Source organism: Mycobacterium sp. RTGN6 (assembly GCF_033804605.1).
GTDB lineage: Bacteria > Actinomycetota > Actinomycetes > Mycobacteriales > Mycobacteriaceae > Mycobacterium.
Genome location: NZ_JAPZKZ010000004.1, coordinates 128,383 through 148,347 on the forward strand (window position 1 = coordinate 128,383; position 19,965 = coordinate 148,347).

A 19,965-nucleotide genomic window follows, 5' to 3' on the forward strand; every position below is an offset into this window, starting at 1 on the left:
ACCGATAGCATGGTCGCGTCCCAGAACGCCCATGCCCACGATGAGGAGACCGACCGATGAGCGCCGTCGCCAGCCCTGCCCCAGCAGCCCTGATCAGGGTCGCTGCCGGGACTACCGCGGGTGCGGCCGTGCGCGACGCCGAGCTGCCCAGTCGCGGGGCCCCCGACGCGATCGTCGTCGTGCGTGACGCCGAGGGCCGGCTGCGCGACCTGTCGTGGGTGCCCGACACCGACGTCGAGGTCACACCGGTCGCCGCGGACACCGAGGACGGACGCAGCGTCATCCGGCACTCGGCTGCCCACGTGCTGGCCCAGGCCGTGCAGAACCTGTTCCCCGAGGCGAAGCTTGGCATCGGCCCGCCAATCACCGACGGCTTCTACTACGACTTCGACGTGCCGCGCGCCTTCACCCCCGAAGACCTCGCCGCACTCGAGAAGCGGATGCGCCAGATCGTCAAGGACGGTCAGCTGTTCGACCGGCGGGTGTACGAGTCCAAGGATCAGGCGCGCGAAGAGCTCGCAGGCGAGCCGTTCAAGCTCGAACTGGTCGACGACAAGTCCGGCGACCCCGACGTCATGGAGGTCGGCGGGGACGAGCTGACGGCCTATGACAACCTCAATCCGCGTACCCGCGAACGGGTTTGGGGTGATCTGTGCCGGGGACCGCACATCCCCACCACCAAGTACATTCCGGCGTTCAAGCTGACCCGCAGCTCGGCGGCGTACTGGCGCGGTGACCAGGAAAATGCCAGCCTGCAACGCGTATACGGCACCGCGTGGGAGTCGCAGGAGGCGCTCGACGCTCACCTGGAGCTCCTGGAGGAAGCGCAGCGCCGCGACCACCGCAAGCTCGGCGTCGAACTCGACCTGTTCAGCTTTCCCGACGAAATCGGTTCTGGGCTACCGGTCTTCCACCCCAAGGGTGGCATCGTGCGCCGCGAGCTCGAGGACTATTCGCGCCGCAAGCACATCGAGGCGGGCTACGAGTTCGTCAACACCCCGCACATCACCAAGGCGCAGCTGTTCCACACCTCGGGCCACCTCGACTGGTACGCCGACGGCATGTTCCCCCCGATGCACATCGACGCCGAGTTCAACGAGGACGGCACGGTGCGCAAGCCCGGCCAGGACTACTACCTCAAGCCGATGAACTGCCCGATGCACTGCCTGATCTTCCGCGCACGGGGCCGCTCGTACCGAGAACTTCCGTTGCGCGCCTTCGAGTTCGGCGCCGTGTACCGGTACGAGAAGTCCGGGGTGGTGCACGGGCTGACTCGGGTGCGCGGGCTGACGATGGACGACGCCCACATCTTCTGCACCCGTGACCAGATGCGCGATGAACTGACGTCGCTGCTGCGCTTCATCATCGAGCTGCTGGGCGACTACGGTCTGGACGACTTCTACCTCGAGCTGTCCACGAAGGACCCGAAGAAATTCGTCGGCTCCGACGAGATCTGGGAAGAAGCCACCAACACGCTGGCCGAGGTGGCCGCGGAGTCCGGTTTGGAGTTGGTGCCCGATCCCGGCGGCGCGGCGTTCTACGGCCCGAAGATCTCGGTGCAGGCCCGCGACGCGTTGGGCCGCAGCTGGCAGATGTCAACCATCCAGCTGGACTTCAACTTCCCGGAGCGGTTCGAGTTGGAGTACACCGCCGCCGATGGCAGCAGACAGCGGCCCGTCATGATTCACCGCGCGCTGTTCGGGTCGATCGAACGGTTCTTCGGCATCCTCACCGAGCACTACGCGGGCGCCTTCCCGGCATGGCTGGCACCCGTCCAGGTGGTCGGCATTCCCGTCGCGGACGGTCACGTCGAGTATCTGGAAGGCGTTGCCGCGCAACTGAAGGCGCGCGGCATTCGCGCCGAGGTGGACTCCAGTGACGACCGGATGGCGAAGAAGATCGTCAACCAGACCAACCAGAAGGTGCCGTTCATGTTGCTCGCGGGGGACCGCGACGTCGAGGCCGGGGCCGTCAGCTTCCGGTTCGGCGACCGCACTCAGATCAACGGGGTGTCGCGCGACGACGCGGTCGAGCTCATCGCGAACTGGATTGCGCGGCGCGAGAATGCCGCTCCCACGGCCGATTTGATCGGGGCGGACTTTCAGCCGTGAGTAGCGACGAGCGTTCGCGCGAAGAGCGGACAATAACCGACCAGGGGGCGGGGGACGCCGACCACCTCCAACGGTTGTGGACGCCGCACCGCATGACCTACATCGCCGACGAGCTCAAGACCGGTTCGGCGAAGTCGTCCGAACCGTTCACCGACATTCCCAACATGTCCGACGAGGACGGGCTGGTGGTGGCGCGCGGCGAACTCGTCTACGCGGTGCTGAACTTGTATCCGTACAACCCTGGACACCTGATGGTGGTGCCGTACCGCAGGGTGGCCGAGCTCGAGGACCTCACCGACGAGGAGAGCGCCGAGCTGATGGCGTTCACGCAGAAGGCGATTCGCGTGATGAAGGGCGTGTCCCGGCCGCATGGCTTCAACGTCGGGCTCAACCTCGGCACTTCGGCTGGCGGATCGCTTGCCGAGCACCTGCACATGCACGTGGTGCCGCGCTGGGGCGGCGACGCGAACTTCATCACGATCATCAGCAGTGCCAAGGTCATCCCGCAGCTGCTGCGCGACACGCGTGCGCTGCTGGCCGCGGAATGGGCGAAGTTGTCGTGAGCGACTTCTACCTCTTGACGCGGGCGGCCTACGCGAAACTCAGTCGCCCCGTCGCCAAGGTCGCACTGCGCCTGGGACTGACCCCCGACAGCGTGACGATCCTGGGCACTGCGGGAACCGTGATTGCGGCGCTGACGCTGTTCCCGATCGGCCAGCTCTGGTGGGGTGCGTTCACAGTCTTTCTGTTCGTACTGGCCGACATGCTCGACGGTGCGATGGCGCGGGAACGGGGCTACGCGACGCGCTTCGGCGGCGTGCTGGATGCGACGTGCGACCGGATCGCCGACGGCGCGGTGTTCTGCGGGCTGCTGTGGTGGGCGGCGTTCGGCACGCAGAGCAACTCGTTGGTGGTGGCCACCCTGATCTGCCTGGTGACCTCGCAGGTCATCTCCTACATCAAGGCCAGGGCCGAGGCGAACGGGCTCGAGGGCGGTGGTGGCATCATCGAGCGCCCCGAACGGCTCATCATCGTGCTCGTCGGAGCGGGACTGTCGGGGGTGTGGTTCCTGCACGTGCCGTGGTTGCTCCACGCCGCGATGTGGCTGTTGGCGGTGGCGAGCCTGATCACGCTTGGTCAGCGGCTGCATGCGGTGCGCACGTCGCCCGGCGCGATGGAGCCGCTTCACACGGATGCGACGCCCCCCGGCGACGCCGAAGAACCGAGCGAACCGTGAGCACCCCCTCGGCGGGACTGCCCAGCGTCCGTGGGTTTCACCTCCCGTTCGGCGGCCAACTCACCGATCTCGGCTACGCGACGGGCTGGCGCGTCGTCCGTGCGATGCCGGAGTTCGCGGCGCGCAACGTCTTCGACGCCGGAGCGCTCTACGCCGCGCGCGGCGGAGGGCCGGATCAGCTGCGCAAGAACCTCGCCCGCGTCATCGGTGTTCCTGCTGCCGAGGTGCCGGGCAGCCTGATTCGTGCTTCGCTGGCCTCCTACGCCCGATACTGGCGGGAGGCGTTCCGGTTGCCGTCGATGGATCATCAGGTGCTCGCTCGCAAGTTGCAGGACGCCGCTCAGGGTGGGGAGCACGTCGCTGCCGCTCTCGAACGGGGCAAGGGCGCCATCGTGGCGCTCCCGCACAGCGGCAACTGGGACATGTCCGGGGTGTGGATGACCCACACGTACGGTCCCTTCGCCACCGTGGCCGAGCGGCTCAAGCCCGAATCGCTGTACAACCGCTTCCTTGAGTACCGCGAGAGCCTCGGCTTCGAGGTGATCCCGTTGACGGGCGGGGCGCGACCGCCCTTCGAGATCCTCGCCGAACGACTCCGCGGCAACGGCATCGTCTGCCTGATGTCCGACCGCGACCTGACCCGTTCGGGCGTGCAGGTCGACTTATTCGGCGAGCCGACCCGATTTCCTTCTGGCCCAGCCAAATTGGCGCTGGCGACCGGCGCGGCCCTGTTGCCGACGCACAGCTTCTTCACGCCGGACATCTCGGTGACGGCAGTCTCCCCGCCGCTGGACACGTCGTCGGGTGACGTGGGCGTCGTCACGCAGGCGCTGGCCGATCAGTTCGGGGCCAACATCGCCGCCCACCCCGCCGACTGGCACATGCTGCAACCCCAGTGGCTCGCCGACCTGTCCGACGAGCGGCGGGCCCGGCTGGAGGGCAACGGCAGGGGCGACGCGGACAACGTCGGGACGGGCTGATGCACATCGGCATGGTGTGCCCGTACTCGTTCGACGTGCCCGGCGGTGTGCAGGCGCACGTGCTGCAACTCGCCGAGGTGATGCGCGGCTACGGCCATCAGGTCAGCGTGTTGGCGCCGTCGTCGCCGCACGTCGAACTGCCCGACTACGTCGTCTCCGGCGGCAAGGCCGTGCCGATTCCGTACAACGGGTCCGTGGCGCGACTGCGCTTCGGGCCGGCCACCCACCGCAAGGTCAAGAAGTGGCTGCTCGACGGTGAGTTCGACGTGCTGCACATCCACGAGCCCAATGCCCCCAGCCTGTCGATGCTGGCGCTGATGATCGCGGAGGGACCCATCGTCGCGACGTTCCACACGTCCACCACGAAGTCGTTGACGCTCAGCATGTTTCAGGGCATCCTGCGGCCCTGGCACGAGAAGATCGTCGGCCGCATCGCGGTATCCGACCTGGCCCGCCGTTGGCAGATGGAAGCGCTCGGCTCCGATGCCGTCCAGATCCCCAACGGCGTGGACGTCGCCGCCTTCGCGTCGGCCCCGAAGCTGGACGGATACCCGCGGGCGGGCAAGTCGGTGCTCTTCCTCGGGAGGTACGACGAGCCGCGCAAGGGCATGGACGTCCTGCTGCGCGCGCTGCCCACGTTGGTCGACGCGTTCCCCGACGTCGAAGTGCTCGTCGTCGGCCGCGGCGACGAGGACGAACTTCGCGAGGAGGCCGGCGACCTCGCCGGTCACCTGAACTGCCTGGGGTCGGTGGGCGACGCGACGAAGGCGTCGGCGATGCGCAGCGCGGACGTGTACTGCGCGCCCAACACCGGGGGCGAGAGCTTCGGCATCGTGCTCGTCGAGGCGATGGCGGCAGGCACCGCGGTGGTGGCCAGTGACCTGGACGCCTTCCGCCGCGTCCTCGAGGACGGGACCGCGGGACGGCTGGTCCCCGTCGACGACGCGGCGGCGATGGCGTCGGCACTGATCGAGGTGCTGTCCGACGACGTCGCACGGGCGCGCTACGTCGATGCGGCCGCCAAGGCCGTCCGCCGATACGACTGGTCGGTGGTGGCCCGCGAGATCCTCCGGGTCTACGAGACCGTGGCTGGGGCTGGGGTCAAGGTTCAGGTGACCGGGTCAACGGCCGGGCGCGAGCCGACGCGGGGCGTTAGCTGATGCTGACCTGGCTCGCGCTGATCGCACTGGGGCTGCTGCTGGTGGCGCTCGTCGGGCTCGGCGCGTGGGCGCTGCAGACCGCCAGCAGGCTGAACCGACTCCACGTGCGGTACGACTTGTCCTGGCAGGCGCTCGACGGTGCCCTCGGTCGACGCGCGGTCGTCGCGCGGGCCGTGGCCACCGATGCCTATGGTCGGACCCCCGCAGGCAGGCAGTTGACCGCGATTGCAGGTGCTGCCGAGCGGGCGCCGAGATCGACCCGCGAGGGCGCGGAGAACGAGTTGTCGGCGGCGCTCGCGCTCGTCGATCCCGCATCGCTCCCGTTGGCGCTGGTGGCCGAGATGGCCGACGCCGAAGCACGCGTGCTGTTGGCCAGGCGCTTCCACAACGACGCCGTCCGCGACACCCTTGCACTGCGGGAGCGCCCGCTCGTGCGCTGGCTGCACCTCGGCGGAACCGCGGCGATGCCCAGCTACTTCGAGATCGCGGAAGTCGCCGCACAGCATTCCGCTGCAGGCGTCAGCAGGCGCACGTCGGCGCGCATCGTGCTGCTCGACGAGGACGGGTGCGTGCTGCTGTTCTGCGGCTCGGACCCGGCCGCCGAATCGGGCGGGGCGCCGCGGTGGTGGTTCACGGTCGGCGGCGCCGTCCAGCCCGGCGAGGCGCTGCTCGACGCCGCCGTGCGCGAACTCGCCGAGGAGACCGGGCTGCGCGTCAGCGCCGCGGACCTCGTCGGCCCCGTCTGGAGGCGCGACGCGGTGTTCGACTTCAATGGGGCGGTGATCCGTAGCGAGGAACTGTTCTTCCTCTACCGGGCGGCCCGCTTCGAGCCGTCTACCAGCGGCCACACGGCGCTCGAACGGCGGTACATCCACGGGCATCGGTGGTGTGATCAGGCGGCCATCAACGCGCTGGTCGCCAGCGGGGAAACGGTGTACCCGCTGCAACTGGGCGAACTGCTCGCGGATGCCGTGGCCATCGCGTCGCAGCGCACGGCGCGCCAAGACAGGGAGCTCCAAGCGATTCGCTGAGCTGCGGATCAAATCGATTTGGTCCGCCGATTAGACTCGATTTCGTACCAATACGGAGGAGACCACGGTGAAAAGCGCCGAGAACGGCGGTCAGACCGGAACCGCCCGCGTCAAGAGGGGCATGGCCGAAATGCTCAAGGGCGGCGTCATCATGGACGTCGTCACCCCCGAGCAGGCGCGCATCGCCGAGGGAGCCGGGGCAGTCGCGGTGATGGCGCTGGAGCGCGTCCCCGCGGACATCCGCGCGCAGGGCGGCGTCTCCCGGATGAGCGACCCCGACATGATCGAGGGGATCATCGCGGCGGTCACCATCCCCGTGATGGCGAAGGCGCGAATCGGCCACTTCGTCGAGGCGCAGATCCTGCAGAGCCTTGGCGTCGACTACGTCGACGAGTCCGAGGTGCTCACCCCCGCCGACTACGCCAACCACATCGACAAGTGGAAGTTCACCGTGCCGTTCGTCTGCGGCGCGACCAACCTGGGCGAGGCGCTACGCCGCATCACCGAGGGTGCGGCCATGATCCGCTCCAAGGGCGAGGCGGGCACCGGCGACGTGTCCAACGCCACCACGCACATGCGCGCCATCGGAGGCGAGCTTCGTCGGCTCACCACGTTGTCGGAGGACGAATTGTTCGTCGCGGCAAAGGAATTGCAGGCGCCCTACGACTTGGTCGTGGAGGTGGCCCGGGCGGGCAAGCTGCCGGTGACCATGTTCACCGCGGGTGGCATCGCCACGCCGGCCGACGCGGCGATGATGATGCAGCTCGGCGCCGAGGGCGTGTTCGTCGGCTCGGGCATCTTCAAATCCGGTGACCCCGCTGCGCGCGCCGCGGCGATCGTCAAGGCCACCACCTTCTACGACGACCCCGACGTGCTGGCCAAGGTGTCGCGCGGGCTGGGGGAGGCCATGGTCGGCATCAACGTGGAGGACATCGCACAGCCTCACCGGCTCGCCGAACGCGGCTGGTAACGCCCGCGGTGGCTATCGAGCAGATTCTCGATCTGGAGCAGATCGAGGTCAACATCTATCGCGGTGGCGTGTTCAGCCCCGAATCGGGCTTCCTGCAGCGCACCTTCGGCGGGCACGTGGCCGGCCAGTCGCTGGTTTCGGCGGTCCGGACGGTCGACCCGAAATTCCAGGTGCACTCGCTGCACGGGTACTTCCTACGCGGCGGGGATGCCAGGGCGCCGTCGGTGTACTCCGTGGAGCGGCTCCGCGACGGTGGGTCGTTCTGCACCCGGCGGGTGACCGCAATTCAGCACGGCGAGACGATCTTCTCGATGTCGGCGTCGTTCCAGACCGACCAGAGCGGCATCGAACACCAGGACGCCGTGCCCGCCGCACCGCCGCCCGACGACATCCCCGACTTCAAGTCCGCGAGCAAGGTCTTCGACGACGCCGGCTTCCGGCAGTTCGACGAATGGGACGTCCGGATCGTGCCCCGCGACCAGGTGGCTCTGCTGCCGGGCAAGGCGTCGCAGCAGCAGGTCTGGTTCCGGCACCGCGATCCGCTGCCCGACGACCCGGTGCTGCACATCTGCGCGCTGGCGTACCTGAGCGATTTGACCCTGCTGGGCTCGGCCCAGGTCAACCACCCCGACGAGCGAAATCACCTGATGATCGCGTCACTCGACCACGCGATGTGGTTCATGCGTCCGTTCCGCGCCGACGAGTGGCTGTTGTACGACCAGTCGTCGCCGTCGGCCTGCGGCGGTCGCGCGCTGACGCAGGGCAAGCTGTTCAACCAGTACGGCGAGATGGTCGCGGCGGTCATGCAGGAGGGGCTGACCCGCTACCAGCGCGACTTCACACCGCAGAGCAAGTGAGCCCGCGCGTCGGTGTCCTTGCGCTGCAAGGCGATACCCGAGAACACTTGGCCGCGCTGCGCGAGGCGGGCGCGGACGCCTGCACCGTTCGGCGCTTGGCCGAGTTGGAGTCCGTCGACGCGCTGGTGATTCCCGGTGGCGAGTCCACGACGATGAGCCACCTGCTGCGCGAGCTCGAGTTGCTCGAGCCGCTGCGCGCCAGGCTGGCCGACGGCATGCCGGCCTATGGGTCCTGTGCCGGGATGATCCTGCTGGCCAGCGAGATCAACGATGCGGGCGTTCCGGGTCGCGAGGCGCTGCCGCTCGGCGGGATCGACATGACCGTGCGGCGCAATGCCTTTGGCAGACAGGTGGACTCGTTCGAGGACGACCTGAACTTCGTCGGGCTCGACGAGCCGATGCATGCAGTCTTCATCCGCGCGCCCTGGGTGGAACGGGTTGGGCCCGACGTCGAGGTGCTGGCCAGCGCGGCGGGGCACCCGGTGGCGGTGCGACAAGGCAAGGTGCTGGCGACCGCGTTTCATCCGGAGATGACGGGCGATCGTCGCGTGCACGCGCTGTTCGTCGCCTCCCTGTAGGCAAGAATCGCTAAGGCTAAGGTGGCACCCGACATGACGATGATCGAGGTGGAGCCACAACCGCGAATCGACACGCTGGTGCGGCTGCCCGCAGGCGGCGAGGCCCGTCACACCGAGTATGTCGGGACGGTCTGGTTCGACGGCAAGCCGATGGTGAGCGGGATGGCTTTGCGGCGGGCGCCGAACGCGCCGATGGGCATTCGAATGCCGAACTTCCAAGTCGCGTTCTTCCTCCCAGACAGCCTGCCGTACGAGCGGGCGGCGCTCGGTAACGCGACGCTCAGCGTCTCCGTCGTGCTGCAAGGCTCGGGGGAGCGCAGCGCAATCGTCGGCGCAGGCGCGTCGTTCGTCGACGACCCGAAGGGCACACCCACCTGGATCCAGGTGGGTGTCCATGGTCACCTCGGCTGGCCGGCGGGCATCGGCTACCGGATCGTTGCGCTGACGCCACCCGATGCAGTGCGATAGCGACTTCGGCGTGTTTACCGTCGCTGGGCGAACGAATTCACGCCCAAATCGCTGGGGTGAGTAGGCCACGTAGACTCGGCCCTTGGACTTTGTGTAACTGAAAGAGGTTGTACCTGCATGAGCGGCCATTCCAAGTGGGCCACCACCAAGCATCAGAAGGCCGTCAAGGACGCGCGTCGTGGCAAGGAGTTCGCCCGGCTGATCAAGAACATCGAGGTCGCGGCCAGAACCGGTGGCGGTGACCCGGGCGGCAATCCGACGCTGTACGACGCCATTCAGAAGGCCAAGAAGACCTCGGTGCCCAACGACAACATTGAACGCGCACGCAAGCGCGGCGCCGGTGAAGAGGCCGGCGGCGCCGACTGGCAGACCATCACCTACGAGGGTTACGGACCCAACGGTGTCGCGGTGCTGATCGAATGCCTCACCGACAACCGCAACCGCGCCGCCAGTGAGGTCCGCATCGCGATGACCCGCAACGGCGGCAACATGGCCGACCCCGGCTCGGTGGCGTACCTCTTCACCCGCAAGGGCGTCGTGACGCTCGAGAAGAACGGCCTCTCCGAGGACGACGTGCTGACCGCCGTCCTCGAGGCGGGTGCCGAGGACGTCAACGACCTTGGCGACAGCTTCGAGGTCATCTCCGAGCCGACCGATCTGGTCGCCGTGCGAACGGCGTTGCAGGACGCCGGAATCGACTACGAATCGGCCGAGGCCAGCTTCCAGCCGTCAGTCACGGTGCCGGTCGATCTCGACGGAGCCCGCAAGGTACTCAAGCTGATCGACGCCCTCGAGGACAGCGACGACGTGCAGGACGTCTACTCCAACGTCGACATTCCAGACGATGTCGTGGCTGCCCTCGACGAGGACTGACCCGTCGCGTTAGCGATGTCCACCCATTCCGCCGTGGTGATCGAGGATCACGACGCCGCCGAAGTAGGGATATTGCTGCAGGTAGTTCACGTAGGGCGGGGTGGCGGTGAGCTGGACGTTGCCCGGCGTCTGACACTGCGTGCTCGAGCTGCTCAGGGTCGTGCAGTTCGGCGGTTGACCCGTGCCCTCCGCCAGCGCCGATGGCGCGAGTGCAATCGATCCTGCCGCAGCGGCCGCGATGAACAGCGGCGCGATGAAGCCCTTTGTGATGCTCATGATGTTTCTCCTAATTAGAAACTGTACGTTCAGTTTCTAATGGGTTGCAGCGTTGTTACGACCTGGGTTTGTTCCCGGCGGTTGTGATGGCGTCAGTCACACCGAGAGTCCCGACAATGCTGCGTCGACGATCGCGTCGGCGGCCGCGGCATCGAGTGGACCGCTTCCGGTAACCAGGCGATACATCGCCGGCCCGAAAACCAGATCGATGGCGACTTCGGCGTCCACATCGGCACGTAGTTCGCCGCGAGCGACACCACGCTCCCAGATCGCCCTGCCCACTCGGCGCCGGGACTGTATGAGCCCGTCCCGCAACTCCGCGTGGACCACGGGGTCGGATTGAGCTTCGCCGACGAGCTGAGCGAAGACCCGTCCGCTGGTCGTCGTGTAGAAGTGCATCACTCCTCGCAGCACGATGCGGAAGTCGTCGTGGGCCGATCCGGTGTCGGGATCCGCTGCCTCGGCCAACATCTCCGATAGGAACGCCTCGACGGCGACGCTGTACTTGTTCGGCCACCACTTGTAGATCGTCGCCTTGCTCGCCCCGCTGCGGGCGGCGATCAGTTCGGTGGTCATCGCCCGGAGCCCGACCTCCTGCATGAGCTCCGACGCCGCACGCACGACAGCGGCCCTGGACTGCTCGCTGCGAGGTCGGCCGGGCCGGGCCCGGGGTCGCCCGTCGACGAGGTCATCGCTCATCGGTCGTCGGTGAGCATCGATGCTGAACGCATCGTTCAGTATCGGTTGTCGGGGTCAGTCCCGCAGCGTGTTCAGCGGCGCAGGAAGGCTCCGATCTCTCGGGCGGTGTGCTCGGGCTGATCGAGCATGATCAGCACGTTCGCGTCGTCGACGTACCGCAGCGACCCCTTGGTCAGGTCGGCCAGCCGTGCCGCGTGGTCGTCGGGCATCACCGGGTTGTGACTCCACAGCACCAGCACGTCGCCGTCGAACGCGGCCAGCCGCTCGGTGCTGCGCACCAGATCGGGTTTGACGAACTTGGTGCGGCAGTACTTCACCAGATCGCGCCGGACCCGTTTGTCCTTGAGCCCGGCGTCGAACCATGCGTCGACGATGTGTTGCGGGATCGGCTTCTTCGCCATCATCCCGAACATCAACCACTGCTTACGCAACCAGCCGACGCGAAGCTGGCGCATCGCGAGCGACACAGTCAGCGGGCTGCGACTGGCCAGCCAGGCGACCTTGCCGGGGAGGCCGGGAGGGAAGTTCCCGAACGCCTCGGACGGGCAGATCACCAAGCTCCCAACCCGCTTGTCGCGCCCGAGGTCGGTGAGGAAGATCGGACCGCCCCAGTCGGTGACGACCAAGGTCACGTCGGTGAGGTCAAGCGCGTCGAGGAAGTCCGCGACGATGCCGACCATGCCGGGCATCGTGAGGTCTGCGTCGTCGCGCATCGGTACTCGGTGCCCACCCATCGGGAGGATCGGCAGCAGGTAGCGGAAGCCGCGGGGCAGTAGCGGGAGCGTCAGGTTCCATTGCGCGTCGTTCATCAGCAGTCCGTGCAACAAGACGACGGGCGGACCGTTCGGGTCGCCCTCCTCGCGGAATTCGAGCGTGCCTGCCGTGACGTCCACCGACTTCATCCGAAACTCCTTTAGAACGATGGTTCTAGAACGTATGCTCTAGTCTGTCCGGAGGAGGCGACGTTGGCAAGGTCAACCAAGGAATCGATCCTGACCGCGATGGCAGAGCTGATGCGGCGCAAGGGCTACGCCGCGGTCGGCATGAAAGACGTCGTCGCCGCGTCCGGGGCGACCATCGGTTCGCTCTACCACCACTTCCCGGGCGGCAAGGCGGCGCTCGCTCGGGACGCCCTCGTCAACGCGGGCGAGGCCTACGGCTTGCTGATCCCCACCATCGTCGATCCGCACGACGACCTCGGCGAGGCCATCGACGCCGTCTTCACCCAGGCCGCCGTCGACATGGCCGAAACCGGCTTCGCCAACATGTGCCCGGTGGCCAGCGTCGCCGCCGAGGTCGCCGACACCGTCGACGAACTCCGCGCGACGACGGCCGACATATTCGCAGGCTGGCTCGACGCCGGCACCGCGTACTTCCGTGCCAGGGGATTACCGGCCGCGACGGCGCGCGACGTCACGGTCGTCCTCGTCGGCGCACTCGAGGGCGCGTTCGTGCTCGCACGGACGCTGCGCAGCACGGAACCCCTTCTGGCGACGGGCCGCGTGCTCGCGCCGCAGTACCGCGGAATCGCGCTGACAGCCCGATCTTCGGCCACAATTGGCGCGTGACGGCGGTAACCGATCCCAACGGCGTCCAGTGGAACGTGCACCGGCGGTGGTGGCCGTTCCCCGACCTCGCCGACTTCGTCGACTTCGACTTCATCAGTTGGATCTTCGCGCTGCCCTTCTTGTTCCTCTGGCCGTTCTGGTTCGCGATGAAGGGGCTCGGCGTCAAGTGGCGGATCGTCGTCGAGCGCAATCACTCCGAGGTCGGCAGTGAACTCGTCCGCGGGTATCGACGGTCGGGACATCGCATCGACGAGATCGCCCAGCAGCTCGCCCAGGGCCGCCGCTCCGGATACTCCGGATACTCCGGACACTTCGTGCTCTGATGCCGACCTTCCACGACTCGCACGGCGTGCAGTGGTCGGTGTCCCGACGCTGGTGGCCGTTCCGCTTCGGGCTGCTGCGCGGGCCGACGATGAGCGGCGACAGCATGTACGGACTGGTCCAACTCGCCATCGCACTGCCGTTCCTGCTGGTCTGGCCGGTTTGGCTGCTCACCCGGCTGTTCGGTGCGCCGTGGACGATCGTCGTGGGCCGGGCCGGAAGACAGGAGCACGCCGAACGGGTCGCGGGGTGGGCGGCATCTCGCCGGCGCATCACCGAAATCGTCGCGAGCGTGCAGGGCGGCGGTGGCGTGTCCCTGCCCGGTCCCGTCGCCGACGCCGGTTAAGCTCTCGAACAGCTGTTCTACTCGACAACCGAGGAGTGTTCGTGCGCGTGATGGGCGTCGACCCTGGGCTGACGCGTTGTGGGTTGTCCGTCATCGAGAGCGGAGGCGGCCGCAAGGTCACCGCGCTGGACGTCGACGTGGTCCGCACGCCCGCCAGCGATCCGTTGGGGCTTCGGCTGCTGGCGATCAGCGACACCGTCGAGCACTGGATGGACACCCACCTACCCGACGTCATCGCGATCGAGCGGGTGTTCGCCCACCAGAACGCGTCGACCGCGATGGGCACGGCGCAGGCCGGTGGCGTCATCGCGCTGGCCGCGGCCAGGCGCCACATCGACGTGCACTTCCACACCCCCAGCGAAGTAAAGGCGGCCGTCACCGGCAACGGGCGCGCCGACAAGGCTCAAGTCACGGCGATGGTGACGAGAATCCTTGCGCTGCAGACCAAACCGACTCCCGCCGATGCGGCCGATGCGCTGGCACTGGCCATCTGCCACTGCTGGCGCGCCCCGATGATCGCGCGGATGGCCGCGGCGGAGGCCATGGCCGCCGAACAGAAGCGGCTGTATCAGGCCAAGCTCAAGGCGGCGCGATGATCGCCTCGGTACGCGGCGAGGTCATCGACATCGCACTCGACCATGTCGTCATCGAGGCCGCCGGGGTCGGATACAAGGTGTTGACCACGCCAACGACGCTGTCGACGCTGCGGCGAGGCGCGGAGGCCCGGCTCATCACCGCGATGATCGTCCGCGAGGACTCGATGACGTTGTACGGCTTCGCCGATGCCGACTCTCGCGACTTGTTCACCACGCTGCTCGGGGTGTCCGGCGTTGGGCCCAAGATCGCGTTGGCGACGTTGGCCGTCTACGACCCGCAGACCCTTCGCCAGGCGTTGGGCGACGGTGACGTCACCGCGCTGACCCGCGTGCCCGGCATCGGCAAGCGCGGGGCCGAGCGAATGGTGCTGGAACTGCGCGACAAGATCGGCGCCGTGACTCCAGGTGGGCTGGCCTCGGCCAGCGGCCACGCGATCCGCGGACCTGTGGTGGAAGCGCTTGTCGGACTTGGCTTTGCGGCCAAGCAGGCCGAAGAGGCCACCGACAAGGTGCTCGCCGGTGAGCCCGATGCCACGACGCAGAGCGCGCTACGCGCCGCGTTGTCGATGCTGGGTAGGAAATGATGGGGCGGTTCGACGAGGACGACCACGAGGACACCACCGACCGTGAGGTGTCCTCCGCCCTGACCGTCGGCGAGAGTGACGTCGACGCCAGCCTGCGGCCGCGGTCGTTGGGCGAATTCATCGGTCAGCCCCGAGTCCGCGAGCAGCTGTCCCTCGTCCTGGAAGGCGCCAAGAACCGCGGCGGCACCCCCGATCACATCCTGTTGTCCGGTCCGCCCGGGCTGGGCAAGACGTCACTCGCGATGATCATCGCGGCCGAGCTAGGGTCGTCGCTGCGCGTCACATCCGGGCCTGCGCTCGAACGCGCGGGTGACCTGGCCGCGATGCTGTCGAACCTCGTCGAACACGACGTGCTGTTCATCGACGAGATCCATCGCATCGCCCGGCCCGCCGAGGAGATGCTGTACCTGGCCATGGAGGACTTCCGCGTCGACGTCGTCGTCGGCAAGGGGCCGGGGGCCACGTCGATCCCGCTCGAGGTCGCGCCGTTCACCCTCGTCGGCGCCACCACCCGGTCCGGTGCGCTCACCGGACCGCTGCGTGACCGGTTCGGCTTCACGGCGCACATGGACTTCTACGAGCCGAACGAGTTGGAGCGCGTGCTGTCCCGCTCGGCGGGCATCCTTGGAATCGAACTGGGCGCGGAGGCGGGCACCGAGATCGCGCGGCGTTCACGAGGTACCCCACGCATCGCCAACCGGCTGCTGCGCCGCGTGCGCGACTACGCGGAGGTGCGCGCCGACGGGGTCATCACCGTTGACATCGCCAAGTCCGCGCTCGCGGTCTACGACGTCGACGAGCTTGGCCTCGACCGCCTCGACCGGGCGGTGTTGTCGGCGCTCACCCGCAGTTTCGGTGGCGGTCCCGTGGGTGTTTCGACACTTGCCGTCGCGGTGGGTGAAGAGGCCACGACGGTGGAGGAGGTGTGCGAGCCTTTCCTGGTGCGGGCGGGCATGCTTGCCCGCACGCCACGCGGTCGGGTCGCCACCCCGCTTGCGTGGACGCACCTGGGCTTGTCGCCTCCTAGTGGCGTGAGCGGGTTGGGGCAGTCCGGCCTGTTCGATTAGCGGAGGATGCGAAATGATCACTGCTGCATTGGTTTTCGCGGCACTGGCCGCGGTACTGCACGTATACATCTTCGTGCTCGAGTCGCTGCAGTGGACCGCGCCGCGCACGCGCGCAACGTTCGGGACCACTCTGGAGGAGGCGGAGGCCACCAAACTGCTGGCCTTCAACCAGGGGTTCTACAACCTCTTCTTGGCGATCGTGACCGTCGTCGGCGTCGCCTGGATGAGCTCGGGGGGCACCGCGGTAGGTGCGGCCCTGATCTTCGCCGGAGTGGGCTCGATGCTGGCCGCCGCCATCGTGTTGGTGGCGTCGGCGCCGGAGAAGGCGCGGTCGGCCGTGATCCAGGGTGCGTTGCCGTTGGTGGCCGTTGTATTGCTCGCCGCCGGATTGAGCATGGGGTAGCGGATCGGGGCCCGTCCAACCACGTAGACCTGGTCGCCGCCGGAGCGCTTGGCCTGGTACATCGCCTGGTCGGCGGAATCCACCAGGTCATCGGCGAACGAGCGCATCTCGGGTTCGGGCAACCGGGCGAACGGTGCGCTCGCGACGCCAATGCTCGCGGTGACGCGACCTGGCAGGCGGGCGATGTCGGTGCGCAGGCGCTCGGCGAGTCCGACGGCGTTCTGCTCGCTGCCGACGACCGCCACGATGAACTCCTCACCACCGAACCGGGCGATGACGGAATCGGCGAGGCGGGTCTGGCGGAGGATGTCTCCGATGCCGACGAGTATGCGGTCGCCGGCTGCGTGACCCGCCGTGTCGTTGACCCGTTTGAAATCGTCGAGGTCGATCATGACGATCGCGAGTCGGGCAGGCGCCGTGTCGAACGACCCCGCGATCAACGTGTGTACCGAGCGCTGGAAGCTCCGCCGGTTCGGCAGATGGGTGAGTGGGTCGATGTGCGAGTTGAGTGCGTCGATGCCGAGGATGCGCACCAGGACCTGCGCGGAGAACGGCACCGCGAGCACGCTCACGCACAGCACGATGAGCTTGCTCGACGCCAGCGCGTAGTCCACGTACGGACTCGGGCGCAACGTGCAGATGGCCGCCGTGACGGCGGCGATGGCAAGGGTCAGTACGAGCAGTCTGCTGCTGTGAAAGAACGCGACGTAACCGGCCAGGGCAGCGAACGCGGCGCACGTTTGAATCCCAGCCCCTGGATGGGTCTGCGCGACGCAGATGGCAGCGATGCATGCGTTGGCCACCACCGCGAAGACGATCGACTGCCGCTGCGTCGGCCACCGGTTCAACCACATCACGGCCATACCGAGGCAACAGGTGGACACGGCGATCGCCGTGGCGCGAAAGGCGGATCCCTCGGGGCCCGACGTGCTCAGCAATATCAGAATCGGTACCGCGGCGAGTGCCGCGACGACGGCGGCCATCATGTATCGGGTGAATCGTTGCAGGTCGTGTGCGGAGAGGTATGCGGACAGCCATCGGTAGTGATCGGGCTGTTGCCACCACGGGCGAATCCAGTCCACTATCGAGCGCTCACCTTGTGATCCTTGGCCCTGACCCGGGGCGGTTTGGGTGCGTCGTGCGGACGCCGGTGCTATCCGATGTCCAGGAAATGAATAGTACAGACATTGACGAGGGTTTGCTGCACCAATTTTTCGTCGGGGTCAGCGAAACGCGGAAAGGGCGTCGCCTGGCGAACGTCATCCCGTCAGCGGCTCAAAGGCGGCGATCGGTTCGGCGAGGGCAATCAGCAGTTCGCGGAATGGCGGCCAATTCGGGGGGCGACGGCTGAATCCGCCGCCGGCATCGGCGAAATCGAGCAGGTGGGTGGTCGCTCCATCGGCGCGAACTCCGTCGCCGCCGCCAACGTCGCGGTGTTCACGGTTGATTGGCGCATGACGGCGTGGCCGGGCACCCCCACCGCGCGGGCCGCGGCGGCGCCCCGACGAACCCGGCGACAGCGTCCTCGGCGGTGCACGTTGGCCCAGCCACAAGCACGTCAGGCGCGGTGTCGTCGGTCAGGCGGACGGCTACGGGTTTCCGCCCCGCGGTCGCCGATCACGGGGCGAGGTTAGACGCGCCGGATTCGTGGGTATGACCATCGTTGACTCTAGGAGGCTGTTGTGAACGACTTCGAAACCCGCGAGCGCGTGCGAGGTGGACGTCTTCGAATGCCGCGCAGCCGCGGCGCCGCGAGCGGTTTCATTCTGATTCTGCTTGGTATCTGGGGTGCGGCCGCACCGTTCGTCGGGCCGTATCTCGACTTTGCGTTCAACCCCAGCCAGGAATGGTCGGCCGCCCGGGGTTGGCTCGAGGTGTTGCCAGGGGTGGCGACGATCGTCGGCGGAAGTTTGCTGCTGGTGTCTAGGAACCGTGTGACGGCGATGCTCGGCGGCTGGTTGACCGTGGTGGCGGGAGCCTGGTTCGTCGTCGGTCGTGCCGTCAGCGGCCCACTCGCGCTCGGAGACGTCGGCGCGCCCGTCGCGCCCACCGACGGTCAGCGGCTGTGGCTCGAGTTGTCGTACTTCCACGGACTCGGAGCGCTGATCGTGTTCCTCGCGGCCTTCGCGCTGGGGCGGCTATCGGTGCGGACGCTGCGGGACGTCGAGTACGCGCGGCGGCCCGTGGCGGCCGTGGACCGCACGCCCGAGGAGCTGTCGGCCACCGAGCCGGTTTCGGCGTCGGCGGCTCCGTCGCGTTGGTGGTCGAGGTCGTGGGGCAGGCACCACACCCACGCCCACTAGCTGCGGGCTTGGAAGTGCACGTCGCGGACGTCGGCGTAGCCAGAATCACCTACCGGCGCGGAGAGGGTCGTCGCTCGCGCAGGAGAGTCAGCCCGTGTAGGCCATCACGTGCTTGATGCGGGTGTAGTCCTCGAGCCCGTACATCGACAGGTCCTTACCGTGCCCCGACGACTTGTAACCGCCGTGCGGCATCTCGGCGACCAGCGGAATGTGCGTGTTGATCCACACGCACCCGAAGTCGAGAGCGGCCGACATCCGCAACGCGCGCGACACGTCCTTGGTCCACACCGACGACGCCAACCCGTACTCGACACCGTTGGCCCAGGCGAGCGCTTCGTCCTCGTCGCCGAAGGACTGAACGGTGATGACGGGTCCGAAGATCTCGTTCTGCACCATCCGGTCGCCCTGCAGTAGGCCGCCCACCACCGTCGGTTCGACGTAGAAACCCTTGTCGCCCTGTCGATTTCCGCCCACGACGACCTCGGCGTGGCTCGGCACGTCGGTGAAGAAGCTCAGCACCCGCTCCATTTGGTTGGCGTTGTTCACCGGCGGTACCCACGCATCCTCGTCGTCGGCGGCCCTGCCGAACGTCGTCGTGGCGCCCTTGGCCTGCTCGGCGAGCGCCGCGGTGAGCTCGGCCGCCACCGACGCCGATGCCAGGACGCGGGTGGCCGCCGTGCAGTCCTGGCCCGCGTTGAAGTAGCCCGCGGTGGCGATTCCCTCTGCGGCAGCAGCGATGTCGGCGTCGTCGAACACGATCACCGGGGCCTTGCCTCCGAGTTCCAGGTGGGTGCGCTTGAGGTGTCCGCCGGCACTGACGGCGACGGCCCGACCGGCGGCCACCGAGCCCGTGATCGACACCATCTCGGGGGTGGGGTGCGCGACGACGGCGGCGCCCGTCACGCGGTCACCCGTGACGACGTTGAGCACACCGGGCGGAAAGTGCTTGGCGGCCAACTCCGCCAGCATCACGGTGGTCACCGGGGTGGTGTCGCTCGGCTTGATCACGACGGCGTTGCCCGCGGCGAGGGCGGGACAGAACTTCCAGATCGCCATCATCATCGGGTAGTTCCACGGCGCGACCTGACCGATGACGCCGACGGGCTCGCGGCGGATCCACGACGTGTGGTTCTCCATGTACTCGCCGGCCGACTTGCCCTCCAGCACGCGTGCGGCGCCCGCGAAGAAGCGGATCTGGTCGAGCATCGGCGGGATCTCCTCGGCCATGGTCACGTGGTTGGGCTTGCCCGTGTTGCGGCCCTCTGCTGCCACCAGGTCCTCGGCGGCATGCTCAACCTCGTCGGCGAAGTCGAGCAGCGCCTTCTGGCGCACCGACGGCGTCGACCGCTTCCAGCCCGTGAACGCCGCGGCGGCCGCGGCGTACGCATTGTCGACGTCCTCCGCGTTGGAAACCGGAGCGGTGCCGTACCGCTCGCCGGTGGTCGGGTCGATCAGCGGCATCGTCGCGCCGCTGACCGAGTCGACCAACTCGCCGCCGATGAAGTTCTGCACCGTAGTCATGAAGAACCAACTCCGA

The 19,965-nt window shown here is 67.7% G+C and carries 23 protein-coding genes and 1 pseudogene; 19 read left to right on the plus strand and 5 right to left on the minus strand.

The features are described 5' to 3' along the window. Nucleotides 1–56 precede the first annotated feature (56 nt). The 11 genes from thrS to SLQ33_RS11510 all read left to right on the plus strand — a co-directional run bounded on the left by thrS (nucleotide 57) and on the right by SLQ33_RS11510 (nucleotide 10,265). Entirely contained in the window at nucleotides 57–2,111 is a 2,055-nt protein-coding gene (thrS, locus tag SLQ33_RS11460) for a threonine--tRNA ligase (RefSeq protein WP_319453961.1), read from the plus strand. Further along, the gene (locus SLQ33_RS11465; protein ID WP_319453962.1) at nucleotides 2,108–2,674 is read left to right on the plus strand and encodes an HIT domain-containing protein; all 567 of its coding nucleotides are present in this window, start codon (nucleotides 2,108–2,110) and stop codon (nucleotides 2,672–2,674) included. The genes thrS and SLQ33_RS11465 overlap by 4 nt, the downstream gene beginning before the upstream one ends. Beyond that, nucleotides 2,671–3,348, plus strand: coding sequence for a phosphatidylinositol phosphate synthase (gene pgsA, locus SLQ33_RS11470; protein ID WP_319453963.1), 678 nt, complete (start codon nucleotides 2,671–2,673; stop codon nucleotides 3,346–3,348). Before SLQ33_RS11465 ends, pgsA begins: the two co-directional genes overlap by 4 nt. Then, nucleotides 3,345–4,328, plus strand: a complete 984-nt coding sequence (locus SLQ33_RS11475; protein WP_319453964.1) for a phosphatidylinositol mannoside acyltransferase — start codon at nucleotides 3,345–3,347, stop codon at nucleotides 4,326–4,328. The genes pgsA and SLQ33_RS11475 overlap by 4 nt, the downstream gene beginning before the upstream one ends. Further along, nucleotides 4,328–5,488, plus strand: a complete 1,161-nt coding sequence (locus SLQ33_RS11480; protein ID WP_319453965.1) for a glycosyltransferase family 4 protein — start codon at nucleotides 4,328–4,330, stop codon at nucleotides 5,486–5,488. The genes SLQ33_RS11475 and SLQ33_RS11480 overlap by 1 nt, the downstream gene beginning before the upstream one ends. Continuing rightward, the gene (locus SLQ33_RS11485) at nucleotides 5,488–6,519 is read left to right on the plus strand and encodes an NUDIX hydrolase (RefSeq protein ID WP_319453966.1); all 1,032 of its coding nucleotides are present in this window, start codon (nucleotides 5,488–5,490) and stop codon (nucleotides 6,517–6,519) included. Before SLQ33_RS11480 ends, SLQ33_RS11485 begins: the two co-directional genes overlap by 1 nt. A gap of 67 nt (nucleotides 6,520–6,586) precedes the next feature. Beyond that, entirely contained in the window at nucleotides 6,587–7,489 is a 903-nt protein-coding gene (gene pdxS / locus SLQ33_RS11490) for a pyridoxal 5'-phosphate synthase lyase subunit PdxS (protein WP_319453967.1), read from the plus strand. Between the two features lie 8 nt (nucleotides 7,490–7,497). Beyond that, nucleotides 7,498–8,346 (plus strand): acyl-CoA thioesterase II, encoded by an 849-nt coding sequence (gene tesB, locus SLQ33_RS11495; protein ID WP_319453968.1) that lies wholly within the window; start codon nucleotides 7,498–7,500, stop codon nucleotides 8,344–8,346. Further along, the gene (pdxT, locus tag SLQ33_RS11500) at nucleotides 8,343–8,924 is read left to right on the plus strand and encodes a pyridoxal 5'-phosphate synthase glutaminase subunit PdxT (RefSeq protein ID WP_319453969.1); all 582 of its coding nucleotides are present in this window, start codon (nucleotides 8,343–8,345) and stop codon (nucleotides 8,922–8,924) included. Before tesB ends, pdxT begins: the two co-directional genes overlap by 4 nt. A gap of 33 nt (nucleotides 8,925–8,957) precedes the next feature. Continuing rightward, the gene (locus tag SLQ33_RS11505; protein ID WP_319453970.1) at nucleotides 8,958–9,392 is read left to right on the plus strand and encodes a hypothetical protein; all 435 of its coding nucleotides are present in this window, start codon (nucleotides 8,958–8,960) and stop codon (nucleotides 9,390–9,392) included. 117 nt (nucleotides 9,393–9,509) lie between these two features. Beyond that, nucleotides 9,510–10,265 carry a YebC/PmpR family DNA-binding transcriptional regulator gene (locus tag SLQ33_RS11510; RefSeq protein WP_319453971.1) on the plus strand — a complete coding sequence of 252 codons (756 nt, stop codon included), beginning with the start codon at nucleotides 9,510–9,512 and terminating at the stop codon, nucleotides 10,263–10,265. Between the two features lie 9 nt (nucleotides 10,266–10,274). On the opposite strand, the gene SLQ33_RS11515 is transcribed toward SLQ33_RS11510, so the two are convergent. The 3 genes from SLQ33_RS11515 to SLQ33_RS11525 form a co-directional block, all read right to left on the minus strand. Beyond that, entirely contained in the window at nucleotides 10,275–10,541 is a 267-nt protein-coding gene (locus SLQ33_RS11515) for a hypothetical protein (protein WP_319453972.1), read from the minus strand. Nucleotides 10,542–10,637: 96 nt separating this feature from the next. Further along, nucleotides 10,638–11,240 carry a TetR/AcrR family transcriptional regulator gene (locus SLQ33_RS11520; RefSeq protein ID WP_319453973.1) on the minus strand — a complete coding sequence of 201 codons (603 nt, stop codon included), beginning with the start codon at nucleotides 11,238–11,240 and terminating at the stop codon, nucleotides 10,638–10,640. 71 nt (nucleotides 11,241–11,311) lie between these two features. Then, on the minus strand, nucleotides 11,312–12,142 hold the full coding sequence (locus SLQ33_RS11525; protein ID WP_319453974.1) for an alpha/beta hydrolase: 831 nt from the start codon (nucleotides 12,140–12,142) through the stop codon (nucleotides 11,312–11,314). A gap of 63 nt (nucleotides 12,143–12,205) precedes the next feature. Here SLQ33_RS11525 and SLQ33_RS11530 point away from each other — a divergent pair, with 63 nt between their 5' ends. Genes SLQ33_RS11530 through SLQ33_RS11560 form a run of 7 tightly spaced genes read left to right on the plus strand, consistent with a single transcriptional unit; the run spans nucleotide 12,206 to nucleotide 16,125 of the window. Then, the gene (locus tag SLQ33_RS11530; RefSeq protein WP_319453975.1) at nucleotides 12,206–12,808 is read left to right on the plus strand and encodes a TetR/AcrR family transcriptional regulator; all 603 of its coding nucleotides are present in this window, start codon (nucleotides 12,206–12,208) and stop codon (nucleotides 12,806–12,808) included. Then, the gene (locus SLQ33_RS11535; protein WP_319453976.1) at nucleotides 12,805–13,131 is read left to right on the plus strand and encodes a hypothetical protein; all 327 of its coding nucleotides are present in this window, start codon (nucleotides 12,805–12,807) and stop codon (nucleotides 13,129–13,131) included. The genes SLQ33_RS11530 and SLQ33_RS11535 overlap by 4 nt, the downstream gene beginning before the upstream one ends. After that, on the plus strand, nucleotides 13,131–13,475 hold the full coding sequence (locus tag SLQ33_RS11540) for a hypothetical protein (RefSeq protein ID WP_319453977.1): 345 nt from the start codon (nucleotides 13,131–13,133) through the stop codon (nucleotides 13,473–13,475). The genes SLQ33_RS11535 and SLQ33_RS11540 overlap by 1 nt, the downstream gene beginning before the upstream one ends. Before the next feature lie 41 nt (nucleotides 13,476–13,516). Next, nucleotides 13,517–14,071, plus strand: a complete 555-nt coding sequence (gene ruvC, locus SLQ33_RS11545) for a crossover junction endodeoxyribonuclease RuvC (RefSeq protein WP_319453978.1) — start codon at nucleotides 13,517–13,519, stop codon at nucleotides 14,069–14,071. Then, on the plus strand, nucleotides 14,068–14,655 hold the full coding sequence (gene ruvA, locus SLQ33_RS11550) for a Holliday junction branch migration protein RuvA (RefSeq protein ID WP_319453979.1): 588 nt from the start codon (nucleotides 14,068–14,070) through the stop codon (nucleotides 14,653–14,655). Before ruvC ends, ruvA begins: the two co-directional genes overlap by 4 nt. Continuing rightward, nucleotides 14,655–15,722, plus strand: coding sequence for a Holliday junction branch migration DNA helicase RuvB (ruvB, locus tag SLQ33_RS11555; RefSeq protein WP_319454349.1), 1,068 nt, complete (start codon nucleotides 14,655–14,657; stop codon nucleotides 15,720–15,722). The genes ruvA and ruvB overlap by 1 nt, the downstream gene beginning before the upstream one ends. 13 nt (nucleotides 15,723–15,735) lie before the next feature. Continuing rightward, a complete protein-coding gene (locus tag SLQ33_RS11560; RefSeq protein ID WP_319453980.1) occupies nucleotides 15,736–16,125 on the plus strand; it encodes a DUF1304 domain-containing protein in 390 nt (129 codons plus the stop codon). Nucleotides 16,126–16,157: 32 nt separating this feature from the next. On the opposite strand, the pseudogene SLQ33_RS11565 reads toward SLQ33_RS11560, so the two are convergent. Then, nucleotides 16,158–17,111, minus strand: a pseudogene (locus SLQ33_RS11565) (GGDEF domain-containing protein); the annotation flags it as partial. Nucleotides 17,112–17,855: 744 nt separating this feature from the next. On the opposite strand from SLQ33_RS11565, the gene SLQ33_RS11570 reads away from it, so the two are divergent. After that, nucleotides 17,856–18,428, plus strand: a complete 573-nt coding sequence (locus tag SLQ33_RS11570) for a hypothetical protein (protein WP_413467642.1) — start codon at nucleotides 17,856–17,858, stop codon at nucleotides 18,426–18,428. 87 nt (nucleotides 18,429–18,515) lie between these two features. Here SLQ33_RS11570 and SLQ33_RS11575 read toward each other — a convergent pair whose 3' ends face one another. Next, entirely contained in the window at nucleotides 18,516–19,949 is a 1,434-nt protein-coding gene (locus SLQ33_RS11575) for an aminobutyraldehyde dehydrogenase (protein WP_319453982.1), read from the minus strand. Between the last annotated feature and the right edge of the window lie 16 nt (nucleotides 19,950–19,965).